This is a genomic window from Streptomyces sp. NTH33 (assembly GCF_003236365.1).
Lineage (GTDB): Bacteria > Actinomycetota > Actinomycetes > Streptomycetales > Streptomycetaceae > Streptomyces.
Map to the genome: position 1 here is coordinate 1 of NZ_POTZ01000164.1, position 13,408 is coordinate 13,408.

Below are 13,408 nucleotides of genomic sequence, written 5' to 3' on the forward strand. Positions count from 1 at the left end.
CGCCGAGGGCGTCCGGCCGTGCGGCGGTGCCGGAAGGTGTGGTGGCGTCACACCACGCGGTGGCGCCGGCGCGCGCCGGGACGCCCGCCCGCGGGGAGGCGCCGGACCCTGCGGGGACCTCGGACCGTGCGCGGACGTCCAGCCGCACACCCTCCTCCGACCGTCCCCGATCCCCGGCCCGCCTTCGATCCCCGGCCCGTGCCGGATTCCTGATCCGCTCCGGATCCCCGGTCTGCCTCCGCTCCTCGGTCCGTGCCGGATCCTCAGTCCGCCTCCGCTCCCCGGTCCGCTCCGGATTCTCGGTCCGTGCCGGGTCCCCGGTCTGCATCCGCTCCTCGGTCCGTCCCCGATCCCCGGTCCGCTCCGGATCCCCGGTCCGTGCCGGATTCTCGGCCCGCCTTCGATCCCCGCTCCGTGCCTGATCCTCATCCTCGGTCCGCTCCGGATTCTCGGTCCACGCCGGACCCCCGGTCTGCCCCTGATCCCCGGCCCGCGCGGTTCTCTCCCGCCGCCCGGCCGACGGCTCGCGCTCGCGCGTGCAGCGCGCCACCAGGAGGTCCGCCACCTCCAGTACGTGCCGCCCCGTCATCGACGGCAGGCAGCTGCCGCGGGCCGGGGTGATGGCCGTCGCCCAGGACTCGGGGATGGCCGGGGCGCCCTGGGTCGCGCCGGCCAGGGCGCCGGCGACCGCTGCCGTGGTGTCGGCGTCGCGGCCCATGTTCACGGCGGTGAGGACGGCGTCGCGGAAGTCGCCGTCGGCCGCCGCGTACGCGCCGAAGGCGAGGGCGACCGCCTCGGGGGCCAGGTCGGACCAGGGGTAGCCGGCGACGACCACCGCGGAGCGGACCGCGCGTTCACCGCGGTGGGCGGCGGCCGTGGCGCGGCGCAGTGAGCGGGCGGTCCAGGAGTCGTCCGGGACGACGGCGAGCGCGGCCGCCACGACCGCGACCGGCGGCGCGCCCGCCATCGCCGCCGCGACCCCGGCGGCCACCGCCCGGCCGCCGTGGATCCCCTCGCCCTCGTGACTGACCGAGCCGTCGATCGCCACCAGGCGGGCCGCCTCGGCGGGACGCCCGGCGGCGAACACCCCGAACGGCGCCGCCCGCATGGCCAGACCGTCGCTCCAGGCGTGCCGGTGCTGGGCGGAGACGGGGGCGGCCAGGCCCCGGCGCAGGTTCTCCAGGGTGCCGCGTTCGCTGAAGCCGGCGCCGCGGAAGGGGCCCTCCGCGCGGCCGGCGATGTGCTCGTGCCAGGCCGCCTCCACATGGGCAGGGGTGAGCGCGGAGCCGTACCGGGCCAGCAGGAGGCCGGAGAAGATGGCGTACTCGGTGTCGTCGGTGCCGGCCGGGTGCTCGGCGACGTAGCCGGTGATACGGCCCCAGCGGGCGCGGATCTCGGACGGCCTCAGGTTCTCCGCCGGGGCCCCGAGGGCGTCTCCGACGGCGAGGCCGAGCAGCGCGCCGCGCGCCCGCTCGCGGAGCGAGGCCAGGGCTGTGGCGGGGGCTGTGGCGGGGGCCTGAGGGACGCGGGTGGTCGATCCCATGCGGGCTCTCCTCTCGGGGCGTCCCGCCGGGCGGGAGCCCTCTGCGGATCTGTCCCCGGTGGAGTGCTCCATACAGCCTCGCGAGCCTCAGCATCACCCGTACGACATCTGTGCGCCCTCTCTCACGGATGAGCGATGCAAGGCAAAACCCCAGGTTAGCCCAGCCTTTCCTTGCTGGCGGTGGAGAATTTTCCGGCGTAGATTCGGTGCTGTCGAAAAATAGAACTTGTCCAAAAGCCAGCCTTACCTAAGTTCTTGTCCAAGCCCGCGACGCCTTCCAGGGGGACCCTCATGGCCATCATCGACACCGAAGCGACGCTCCACGAGGCGCACCGCGACAACCACACGCACCGCGACGTGAACGGCGGCTGGCTGCGCCCGGCGGTCTTCGGCGCGATGGACGGCCTGGTCTCCAACCTCGCCCTGATGACCGGTGTCGCGGGCAGCTCGGTGAGCCAGCAGACCATTGTCCTCACCGGCCTCGCGGGCCTGGCCGCCGGCGCCTTCTCCATGGCGGCCGGCGAGTACACCTCCGTCGCCTCGCAGCGCGAGCTCGTCGAGGCCGAGCTGGACGTCGAGCGCCGCGAGCTGCGCAAGCACCCGGAGGACGAGGAGGAGGAGCTCGCCGCCCTGTACGTGTCGCGGGGCGTCGAGCCCGGCCTCGCCCGCGAGGTGGCCCGGCAGCTGTCGAAGGACCCCGAGCAGGCCCTGGAGATACACGCCCGCGAGGAGCTGGGCATCGACCCGGCCGACCTGCCCTCCCCGATGGTCGCCGCGGTGTCGTCCTTCGGCTCCTTCGCGCTCGGCGCGCTGCTGCCCGTACTGCCCTACCTGCTGGGCGCCAGCGCCCTGTGGCCGGCCGTACTCCTCGCCCTCTTCGGGCTGTTCGCCTGTGGCGCGGTGGTGGCCAAGGTCACCGGACGCAGCTGGTGGTACAGCGGTCTGCGGCAGTTCGCCCTGGGTGGTGCCGCCGCCGGTGTGACGTACGCCCTGGGTGCGCTGTTCGGGATCGCCGTAGGATAATGCGCTGGGACTTATGCGCTCGGTCGCATAAGTACACCCTTGCTTGGTACTGCTGCTCGACATCACCGATCGACACCGTTACACCGTTACCCGCTGGTTTCGACCGCATGACCGCTGGGCATGAGCCGTAAGCGCCGTGGGCAATGACGCCACTGCCGCGCACCCATGGGGCCGGGTGACACCGCCCTCCCCGTCCCTCCGGGCCGACGGACACCGATCCGACCGATCTCGTCCGTCGTCGGCCCCCAGCCTTCACTGCCGGGCGCGGTACCCCGCCGTCGCCCGCGGTGCCCGCATGCTGGAACGGAATATCCGCTTCCCGGAAATCGGTCCATCATGTAATCTGCACGACATTTCCGGACTTCACGCAGAGGGCCAACGTCGTCCCTCGGCACCAGCTCCCCCAGAGCCTCAAGGGCCTGGGAGGTGCCCCCCAGCCACATGACGACGACGGGAGAGCCGATGCGTATGCCGCGCCAGCCGTCCCAGCACTCCGCGAACGACCGCTCGAACTGGTCCTTCATGGATGCTCGCCCTGCCGCTCAGGGCATGTACGACCCCCGCGACGAGCACGACGCCTGCGGCGTCGGCTTCGTGGCCACCCTCACCGGCGAGGCGAGCCATGCGCTGGTCGAGCAGGCACTCACCGTTCTGCGCAACCTGGAACACCGTGGCGCGACCGGCTCCGAGCCCGACTCCGGCGACGGCGCGGGCCTGCTGTCCCAGGTCCCCGACGCCTTCCTGCGCGAGGTGGCCGGATTCGACCTGCCCGCGGCCGGCGCCTACGCCGTCGGCATCGCCTTCCTGCCCGAGGACGGCACCGCGGACGCCGTCGCGCGGATCGGGACGATCGCCGCCGACGAGGGCCTGACCGTCCTCGGCTGGCGGGAGGTCCCGGTCGCCCCCGAACTGCTGGGCGCCACCGCCCGCTCCACCATGCCCGTCTTCCACCAGCTGTTCGTCACCGACGGCGTCAGCGAGGGCATCGCCCTGGACCGCAAGGCGTTCGTGCTGCGCAAGCGCGCCGAGCGCGAGGCGGGCGTCTACTTCCCGTCGCTGTCCGCCCGCACCCTCGTCTACAAGGGCATGCTCACCACCGGCCAGCTGGAGCCGTTCTTCCCGGACCTGTCCGACCGCCGCTTCGCCTCCGCGATCGCGCTCGTCCACTCCCGCTTCTCCACGAACACCTTCCCGAGCTGGCCGCTCGCGCACCCCTACCGCTTCGTCGCCCACAACGGCGAGATCAACACCGTCAAGGGCAACCGCAACTGGATGCGCGCCCGCGAGTCCCAGCTGGTCACCAGCGTGTTCGGAAGCCCGGAGAAGCTGGAGCGGATCTTCCCGGTGTGCACCCCGGACGCCTCCGACTCCGCCTCCTTCGACGAGGTCCTGGAGCTGCTGCACCTCGGCGGCCGCTCGCTGCCGCACTCCGTGCTGATGATGATCCCGGAGGCGTGGGAGAACCACGAATCCATGAACTCCAAGGACGCAGCCCGGCGCGCCTTCTACGAGTACCACTCCACGATGATGGAGCCCTGGGACGGCCCCGCCTGCGTCTGCTTCACCGACGGCACCCAGGTCGGCGCCGTACTCGACCGCAACGGCCTGCGCCCCGGCCGCTACTGGGTCACCGACGACGGCCTGGTCGTCCTCGGCTCCGAGGTCGGCGTCCTCGACATCGACCCGGCCAGGGTCGTCCGCAAGGGCCGCCTGCAGCCCGGCCGCATGTTCCTCGTCGACACCGCCGAGCACCGCATCGTCGAGGACGACGAGATCAAGGCGGCCCTCGCCGCCGAGCAGCCCTACGCCGACTGGGTCCGGGCCGGCGAGATCGAGCTGGGCGACCTGCCCGAGCGCGAGCACATCGTCCACACCCACGCCTCGGTCACCCGCCGCCAGCAGACCTTCGGCTACACCGAGGAGGAGCTGCGCGTCATCCTCGCGCCGATGGCCGAGGCCGGCGCCGAGCCGATCGGCTCCATGGGCACCGACGCGCCGATCGCCGCCCTCTCCGAGCGCCCGCGGCTGCTCTTCGACTACTTCACCCAGCTGTTCGCGCAGGTCACCAACCCGCCGCTGGACGCCATCCGCGAGGAGCTGGTCACCTCCCTGCGCAGCTCGCTCGGCCCGCAGGGCAACCTGATGGAGCCGACCGCGGCCTCCTGCCGCAGCGTCGTCCTGCCCTTCCCGGTCATCGACAACGACGAGCTGGCCAAGCTCATCCACATCAACGCCGACGGCGACATGCCCGGCTTCAAGGCCGCGACCCTCTCCGGCCTGTACCGGGTCTCCGGCGGCGGCGACGCCCTCGCCGCCCGCATCGAGGAGATCTACGCCGAGGCCGACGCCGCCATCGGCAACGGCGCCCGCCTGATCGTCCTGTCCGACCGGCACTCCGACGCCGAGCACGCCCCGATCCCGTCGCTGCTGCTCACCGCGGCCGTCCACCACCACCTCATCCGCACCAGGCAGCGCACCCACGTGGGCCTGCTGGTCGAGGCCGGCGACGTCCGCGAGGTCCACCACGTCGCCCTGCTCATCGGCTACGGCGCCGCCGCGGTCAACCCGTACCTGGCGATGGAGTCCGTCGAGGACCTGGTCCGCGCCGGCACCTTCCTGCCGGGCACCGAGCCCGAGAAGGCCATCCGCAACCTGATCCACGCCCTCGGCAAGGGCGTGCTGAAGGTCATGTCCAAGATGGGCATCTCGACCGTCGCCTCCTACCGCGGCGCCCAGGTCTTCGAGGCCGTCGGCCTGGACGAGGCCTTCGTCGACCAGTACTTCGACGGCACCGCCACCAAGATCGGCGGCGTCGGCATCGACGTCATCGCCCAGGAGGTCGCCGCCCGTCACGCCAAGGCGTACCCGGCCTCCGGCATCGCTCCCGCGCACCGCGCCCTGGAGATCGGCGGCGAGTACCAGTGGCGCCGCGAGGGCGAGCCGCACCTGTTCGACCCGGAGGCGGTCTTCCGCCTCCAGCACTCCACGCGCACCGGCCGCTACGACGTCTTCAAGAAGTACACCTCGAGGGTGAACGAGCAGTCCGAGCGCCTGATGACGCTGCGCGGCCTGTTCGGCTTCAGGACCGGCCGCGAGCCCGTCCCCCTCGACGAGGTCGAGCCGGTCTCCGCGATCGTCAAGCGCTTCTCCACCGGCGCCATGTCCTACGGCTCCATCTCCCAGGAGGCGCACGAGACCCTCGCCATCGCCATGAACCAGCTGGGCGGCAAGTCCAACACCGGTGAGGGCGGCGAGGACCCGGAGCGCCTGTACGACCCGGCGCGCCGCTCGGCGATCAAGCAGGTGGCCTCCGGCCGCTTCGGCGTGACCAGTGAGTACCTGGTCAACGCCGACGACATCCAGATCAAGATGGCCCAGGGCGCCAAGCCCGGCGAGGGCGGCCAGCTGCCCGGCCACAAGGTGTACCCGTGGGTGGCGAAGACCCGGCACTCGACCCCGGGCGTGGGGCTGATCTCCCCGCCGCCGCACCACGACATCTACTCCATCGAGGACCTCGCCCAGCTGATCCACGACCTGAAGAACGCGAACCCGCAGGCGCGGATCCACGTGAAGCTGGTCTCCGAGGTCGGCGTCGGCACGGTCGCGGCCGGCGTGTCCAAGGCCCACGCGGACGTCGTCCTGATCTCCGGCCACGACGGCGGCACGGGCGCCTCCCCCCTCACGTCCCTGAAGCACGCGGGCGGACCCTGGGAGCTGGGCCTCGCCGAGACCCAGCAGACCCTGCTGCTCAACGGCCTGCGCGACCGCATCGTCGTCCAGACCGACGGCCAGCTGAAGACCGGCCGCGACGTGGTGATCGCCGCGCTGCTGGGCGCCGAGGAGTTCGGTTTCGCGACCGCGCCGCTGGTCGTCTCCGGCTGCGTGATGATGCGCGTGTGCCACCTGGACACCTGCCCGGTCGGCATCGCCACCCAGAACCCGGTGCTGCGCGAGCGGTTCGCCGGCAAGGCCGAGCACGTGGTGAACTTCTTCCGGTTCATCGCCGAGGAGGTCCGCGAGCTCCTGGCCGAGCTGGGCTTCCGCTCCGTCGAGGAGGCCGTCGGCCACGCCGAGGTCCTCGACGTGACCCGCGCCGTCGACCACTGGAAGGCGCAGGGCCTGGACCTCCAGCCGCTGCTCCACGTGCCCGAGCTGCCCGAGGGCGCCGTCCGCCACCAGGTGACCGCCCAGGACCACAGTCTGGAGAAGGCGCTCGACAACGAGCTGATCAGGCTCGCCGCCGACGCCCTGGCCGCGCCCGGCGCCGCCGAGGCCCAGCCGGTGCGCGCCCGGGTCGCCATCCGCAACATCAACCGCACGGTCGGCACCATGCTCGGCCACGAGGTGACGAAGAGGTTCGGCGGCGCGGGCCTGCCCGACGACACCATCGACATCATCTTCACCGGCTCCGCCGGCCAGTCCTTCGGCGCCTTCGTCCCGCGCGGCATCACGCTGCGCCTGGAGGGCGACGCCAACGACTACGTCGGCAAGGGCCTGTCCGGCGGCCGGATCGTGGTCCGCCCGGACCGCACGGCCGACCACCTCGCCGAGTACAGCGTCATCGCGGGCAACACCCTCGCCTACGGCGCGACCGGCGGGGAGATGTTCCTGCGCGGCAGGACAGGTGAACGTTTCTGTGTCCGCAACTCCGGAGCACTGGTCGTCTCCGAGGGCGTGGGCGACCACGGCTGCGAGTACATGACCGGCGGCCGAGCGGTGGTCCTCGGCGGGACGGGCCGCAACTTCGCGGCCGGCATGTCCGGCGGCATCGCCTACGTGATCGACCTGGACCGCGACAACGTCAACGCCGGCAACCTGGAGTCCGTCGAGGCGCTGGACGACACCGACAGGCAGTGGCTGCACGAGGTGGTGCGCCGGCACCAGGAGGAGACGGGCTCCACCGTCGCCGGGAAGCTGCTCGCCGAGTGGGACACGGCCGTGGAGCGCTTCAGCAAGATCATCCCCAGCACGTACAAGGCAGTGCTCGCCGCCAAGGACGCCGCCGAGCGAGCCGGTCTGTCCGAGACCGGGATCACCGAGAAGATGATGGAGGCGGCGATCCATGGCTGACCCGAAGGGCTTTCTGAACCACGGCCGCGAGGTCGCCGCCTCCCGCCCGGTCGAGGAGCGCACGAAGGACTGGAACGAGGTCTACGTCCCCGGCTCCCTGCTGCCGATCATCAGCAAGCAGGCCGGCCGGTGCATGGACTGCGGCATCCCGTTCTGCCACAACGGCTGTCCGCTCGGAAACCTGATCCCGGAGTGGAACGACTACGCCTACCGCGAGGACTGGGCCGCGGCCTCCGAGCGCCTGCACGCCACGAACAACTTCCCGGAGTTCACCGGCCGCCTGTGCCCGGCCCCGTGCGAGTCGGCCTGCGTGCTCGGCATCAACCAGCCGCCGGTCACCATCAAGAACGTCGAGGTCTCGATCATCGACAAGGCGTGGGAGGCCGGTGAGGTCGCCCCGCGGATCCCCGAGCGGCTGTCCGGCAAGACCGTCGCCGTCATCGGCTCGGGCCCGGCGGGCCTGGCCGCCGCCCAGCAGCTGACCCGGGCCGGCCACACCGTCGCCGTCTACGAGCGGGCGGACCGCGTCGGAGGCCTCCTGCGGTACGGCATCCCCGAGTTCAAGATGGAGAAGCGGCACATCAACCGCCGTATCGAGCAGATGCGCGCGGAGGGCACCCGCTTCCGCACCGGCGTCGAGGTCGGCCGCGACATCACGGCGACGGACCTGAGGAAGCGGTACGACGCGGTCGTCGTCGCCGCCGGCGCCACGACCACCCGCGACCTGCCCGTCCCCGGGCGGGAACTGAGGGGCGTCCACCAGGCGATGGAGTACCTGCCGCTCGCCAACAAGGTCCAGGAGGGCGACTACGTGACCTCGCCGATCTCGGCCGAGGGCAAACACGTCGTCGTCATCGGCGGCGGTGACACGGGCGCGGACTGCGTGGGCACCGCCCACCGCCAGGGCGCGGCCTCCGTCACCCAGCTGGAGATCATGCCCCGCCCGAACGACGAGCGGCACCCGGTCGACCAGCCCTGGCCGACCTTCCCTGTCCTCTACAAGGTCACCTTCGCCCACGAGGAGGGCGGCGAGCGCGTCTACTCGGCGTCCACCACCCGCTTCGAGGGCGACGAGGACGGCAACGTGCAGTGGCTGCACCTGGCCGAGGTCGAGTTCGTGGACGGCAGGCCGGCCCGGAAGCCGGGCACCGAGCGCAGGATCCCGGCCCAGCTGGTCACCCTCGCCATGGGCTTCACCGGCACCGACCGGGTCAACGGCCTGGTCGAGCAGTTCGGCCTGGAACTCGACGAGCGCGGTAACATCGCCCGCGACGCAGACTTCCGGACCAACGTGCCCGGCGTGTTCGTCGCCGGTGACGCCGGCCGCGGCCAGTCGCTCATCGTGTGGGCGATCGCCGAGGGCCGCTCGGCCGCCCGCGCGGTCGACCGCCACCTCACGGGCGCCAGCGACCTGCCGGCCCCGATCCGCCCGACGGACCGCGCCCTGATGGCCTGAGGTCGCTCGCACACGTCCCGTACAACGGCGTACGGGCGGGAAAATCCGGGGGTGTTTCCCCCGGACCCCCCGAGATGGCGCCTGCCCGAGTCCCCGACCGGACCACGGGGCGGGCGCCGTCGCATGCCAGGAGGCCCGGCACGCCCAGGGCGCCGGCGGCGCCTACTCCACCCGGTACGTCTTCCCGTACATCGTCCACACCAGCGGCGTCCTCAGATCCATGTTCCCGTCGTCGAGGAACTGCCGCTGGGCCGCGTCGATGCGGTCGGTGCTGATGTCGGGCCTCCTGTCCTTCATGGCCTTGCGGTGGACGTTCAGGAAGATGTCGAGGTACGCCTTCTCGCTGTCGCCCATGGCCGGGGTGCCGGCCTGCTTCAGGGCGCGCTCGCGCAGGCCGTAGAAGCTGTCGGGGTCGGTGCCGGGGCCGTGGAAGACCATCGCGTCGTAGTAGATGAACTGGCCCAGTGTGCCCAGGCCGTCCAGCTTGGCGAGGCGGACGGCAGGATCGAAGTAGATGCGGTCGCGCTCCCGCTCCTGGGCCTTGCGGAAGGCGGGAAGCTGCGACTCCGTCTTCCAGGCCGCGGTGAAGCCCGGATCCAGGCCCTCGTGGGAGTCCGTGCCGTCGACCTCGCGGAGCGCGGGCAGGTACGGGGCGAGGCCGTTGTCCGGGTGGCCCTTGGTGTAGCGCTCGACCAGGGTGCGCAGGTCCTCGGTACCGGTGCAGAAGCCGATGATGCCGGCGGTGTAGCCCTGGCCGTCGTCGAAGTCCTCGATGGCGCCGTAGGTGCCGCGCCAGTCGAGCGTGGAGTGCACGGCGCTCGCCACGAGCCGCTGGGCCAGCTCCTTCTTCGCGGGGTCGGCGAGACCCGGCGGGGCGTCGGCGATCACGTCCTCGTCCTCGGCCTCCTCCTGCGACTGCTCGGCCCGCGCCTTGGAGTCCTTGCGGGACTCCTGGGAGACCGACGTGCGCTTCCCCGTTTCCGTGGACGACTCCGCGTCCCGGGGGTTGACGGCGAGCAGGACCACCAGCGCGACGACTGGGGCGGCCACGAACAGCAGTACTCCGGGACGTTTCATGACAGATACCCCTACGGCCCTGATCAACTCTGACCAGGCCACCCCTCAGACAGTTCGGCAGCGAACAAAATAGCGAACCACCGTGACAGCCACGACAGGTGGGACCCCCGCTCCCGTACTCTCGGCGTCCAGAACCGAGCCGAGGGGGGACCCGGCATGCCCGCGATCAGTCTCAGCAAGGTGACGGAGACCGCGCCCGCGCTGGTCGAGTCGTACCGGACGGCCGGAGCGTCCCTCGTCGACCGCCACCTCGGCAGCGGCGCCACGGACCCCGCCTTCGTCGTCTTCCAGACGGACGGCGGCCCGACGAGCAGAGCCGCCGTGGAACGTTACCTCCGCAAGGCCGCGAAGCTCCCCCTGTTCTGGCAGTTCGTCGGCTTCGGCGACCCGGACAGCCGCCAGTTCGACTACCTGCGCAGGCTCGACGAACTGGCGGTGCCCGGCAGGCGGGTCGCCGACAACGCCGGCTTCTTCCACGCCGGTGCCGATCCGCGGCGGGTGTCCGACGCGGAACCGTACGACCGTCTGCTGGACGAGTTCCCGCAGTGGCTGGTGGCGGCGCGGGAGGAGGGAACCGTACGGCCGTCCTGACCCGGACAGGCCGGGGCAGGACGACTACGTGTCGACTACGTGTCGCACTCCAGCACCGTCCGGCACAGTGCGCACCGCGCCCGCATCCGGCCCTGTACCGGCACGCGGATGCGCTGGTGGCAGGTGGGGCAGGAGAAACAGACCCGCAGCGGCTCCCGCCCGGCGGACGTGAAGGAGTAGGGGGCCGCCGGCCGGGTGAGCGGCACGGAGCCGTGGTCCTGGGCGTGGCGCCGGTCGCGGGCGTAGCGGCGGCGGCCCGCCCAGCCGGCGGCCGTCAACGGCGGCTGCTGCTCGTCACGGCGGGCCCGGGCCATGCCCTGGACGTACGCCTCGTAACCCTGCGGGCTGGTGAACCACGTCGAGGGATCCTCGCCGAAGACAAGTGCGCGCTTGGCCAGTACGTAGCCGAACTCCTCCGGCGTGAGATAGCCCAGCTTCTGCGAGGACTCGCCGTGCTCCCGGAAGGCGTCCAGCAGCAGCCAGCCCGTGCCCAGATAGGCCGCCGTCGTGTCGGTGAGGATCTCGTTCTCCCGGGTGCCGGGGAAGGACAGGTCCAGGCGGTGCAGATAGACGTGCGTCACCTCGTGCGCCAGGGCCGCGCCGATGTCCCGGCGGTGGGTGCGGAAACGGTCGTTCAGCTCGACGAAGTACTCGGGCCCCGCCGTCAGCTCGACGTTCGCCGCGTGCGTCATCTCCCGGAAGCTGACGACCATCCGCGCGTCCGGCAGCCGGTAGTGCCGCACCAGCTCCCGCGCCACGCGCTGGGCGCCCAGATGCAGGTCGTCGGTGTCGCAGAAGGCCACATCGGCCGGCGCCACGCTGGTCGCGAACGTCTGGACGATGCCGTACGACAGCCGCCTGTACAGCGCGGTGATCGCGGCCCGCACCGTCTCCAGGTGCGGATACCCGTGCTCGACCGGTCCGTCGTTCGCCACGTCGTACCCCCAAGGGCGCCCGGAACTCCTTCTCACTCTATGCGCCCCCGCCGGCCTCCCGCGTCTGCCGGGCGGCCACGGACAGCCATGAACAGCCGCGGACGGGCGCGGACGGACATGATCGAACAGCCGCTCACCCCGTAGGGTGGTCGCCCATGAACACCAGCAGTACCGGTACCGGTACCGGTGACGTCGACCCCGCCGTGCGCGCCGAACTCGCGCGGCTGCGGGACAGCATCGACAACATCGACGCGGCCGTCGTCCACATGCTCGCCGAGCGGTTCAAGGCGACCCAGCAGGTCGGGCACCTGAAGGCCGCCCACCAGCTGCCGCCCGCCGACCCGGACCGCGAGGCACGGCAGATCGCACGGCTGCGTGCCCTGGCGGAGGACGCCAGACTGGACCCGGCGTTCGCCGAGAAGTTCCTGAACTTCATCATCGCCGAGGTGATCCGCCACCACGAGCGCATCGCCGAGGACAACGGCAACGACGGGCCCGCCGACGCCACCTGACCCCCACGTCCCGCGCACGCCGTACCGGGCGCACCGGCGTACGCGAACACCGTACGGCTGTCGGCGAAACGCCCTCGTGCCCCGCCGGTGCCATCAGGCAGCATGGCGACCATGTCCGTACTCACGCGCGACGAAGCGCAGACCCGTGCCCAGCTCCTCGACGTCCACCACTACACCGTCGCCCTCGACCTGACCGGCGGGGACGACACCTTCGACTCCGTGACCGTCATCCGGTTCACCGTCCGCGCCGGTCAGGACGTCACGGACACGTTCGTCGAGCTCAAGCCCGCCGACCTGCGCTCCGCCACCCTCGACGGACAGCCCCTCGACCCGCACAGCCTCACCGAGAACCGCCTGCCGCTGAAGAGCCTCACCCCCGGCGAGCACGAACTGCGCGTCGACGCCACCATGCGCTACTCCCGCACCGGCGAGGGCATGCACCGCTTCACCGACCCCACCGACGGCGAGACCTACGTCTACACACAGCTGTTCATGGAGGACGTCCAGCGGGTCTTCGCCGCCTTCGACCAGCCCGACCTCAAGGCCGTCTTCGAACTCACCGTCACCGCCCCCCAGGGCTGGACCGTCCTCGCCAACGGCATGACCGAGCACACCGGCGACGGCGTCTGGAAGGCCGCCCCCACCCCGCCGATCTCCACCTACCTCGTCGCCGTCGCCGCCGGCCCCTGGCACTCGGTGCGCACCGAGCACCGCGGCCTGCCCTTCGGCATCCACTGCCGCCGCTCCCTCGCCCCCCACCTCGACGCCGACGCCGAGGAGATCCTCGACATCACGCGCGCGTGCTTCGACCGCTACCACGAGAAGTTCGACGAGCCCTACCCCTTCGACTCCTACGACCAGGCGTTCGTCCCCGAGTTCAACGCCGGCGCCATGGAGAACCCCGGCCTGGTCACCTTCCGCGACGAGTTCGTCTACCGCTCCGCCGTCACCGACACCGAGCGGCAGACCCGCGCCATGGTCATCGCCCACGAGATGGCCCACATGTGGTTCGGCGACCTCGTCACCCTCAGGTGGTGGGACGACATCTGGCTCAACGAGTCCTTCGCCGAGTACATGGGCTACCAGACCACCGCCGAGGCCACCCGCTTCACCGGCACCTGGACCGACTTCGGCGTCGCCCGCAAGTCCTGGGGCTACGACGCCGACCAGCGCCCCTCCACCCACCCCCTCGCCCCAGAGG

The 13,408-nt window shown here is 71.6% G+C and carries 7 protein-coding genes and 2 pseudogenes; 6 read left to right on the plus strand and 3 right to left on the minus strand.

Annotated features, from left to right (window positions below; translation table 11 throughout):
- Window positions 1–526 precede the first annotated feature (526 nt).
- A pseudogene (locus C1I97_RS41510) lies at window positions 527–1,543 on the minus strand (ADP-ribosylglycohydrolase family protein); the annotation flags it as partial.
- A gap of 291 nt (window positions 1,544–1,834) precedes the next feature.
- On the opposite strand from C1I97_RS41510, the gene C1I97_RS17415 reads away from it, so the two are divergent.
- The 3 genes from C1I97_RS17415 (at window position 1,835) to C1I97_RS17425 (ending at window position 9,092) form a co-directional block, all read left to right on the plus strand.
- Window positions 1,835–2,566, plus strand: coding sequence for a VIT1/CCC1 transporter family protein (locus C1I97_RS17415; RefSeq protein WP_111004140.1), 732 nt, complete (start codon window positions 1,835–1,837; stop codon window positions 2,564–2,566).
- Window positions 2,567–3,088: 522 nt separating this feature from the next.
- Window positions 3,089–7,636 (plus strand): glutamate synthase large subunit, encoded by a 4,548-nt coding sequence (gene gltB / locus C1I97_RS17420; protein ID WP_181446770.1) that lies wholly within the window; start codon window positions 3,089–3,091, stop codon window positions 7,634–7,636.
- A complete protein-coding gene (locus tag C1I97_RS17425; RefSeq protein ID WP_111004142.1) occupies window positions 7,629–9,092 on the plus strand; it encodes a glutamate synthase subunit beta in 1,464 nt (487 codons plus the stop codon). The genes gltB and C1I97_RS17425 overlap by 8 nt, the downstream gene beginning before the upstream one ends.
- A gap of 162 nt (window positions 9,093–9,254) precedes the next feature.
- On the opposite strand, the gene C1I97_RS17430 is transcribed toward C1I97_RS17425, so the two are convergent.
- Window positions 9,255–10,169, minus strand: a complete 915-nt coding sequence (locus C1I97_RS17430) for a chitosanase (protein ID WP_111004143.1) — start codon at window positions 10,167–10,169, stop codon at window positions 9,255–9,257.
- 210 nt (window positions 10,170–10,379) lie between these two features.
- Between C1I97_RS17430 and C1I97_RS17435 the strand changes: the two are divergent.
- Window positions 10,380–10,760, plus strand: a pseudogene (locus tag C1I97_RS17435) (VWA domain-containing protein); the annotation flags it as partial.
- 35 nt (window positions 10,761–10,795) lie between these two features.
- On the opposite strand, the gene C1I97_RS17440 reads toward C1I97_RS17435, so the two are convergent.
- Window positions 10,796–11,695, minus strand: coding sequence for a hypothetical protein (locus C1I97_RS17440; protein WP_111004145.1), 900 nt, complete (start codon window positions 11,693–11,695; stop codon window positions 10,796–10,798).
- Window positions 11,696–11,850: 155 nt separating this feature from the next.
- Between C1I97_RS17440 and C1I97_RS17445 the strand changes: the two genes are divergently transcribed.
- Window positions 11,851–12,207 carry a chorismate mutase gene (locus C1I97_RS17445; RefSeq protein ID WP_111004146.1) on the plus strand — a complete coding sequence of 119 codons (357 nt, stop codon included), beginning with the start codon at window positions 11,851–11,853 and terminating at the stop codon, window positions 12,205–12,207.
- 102 nt (window positions 12,208–12,309) lie between these two features.
- Window positions 12,310–13,408, plus strand: a 1,099-nt coding sequence (pepN, locus tag C1I97_RS17450; RefSeq protein WP_111004147.1) for an aminopeptidase N, incomplete at its 3' end; no start/stop codon positions are given.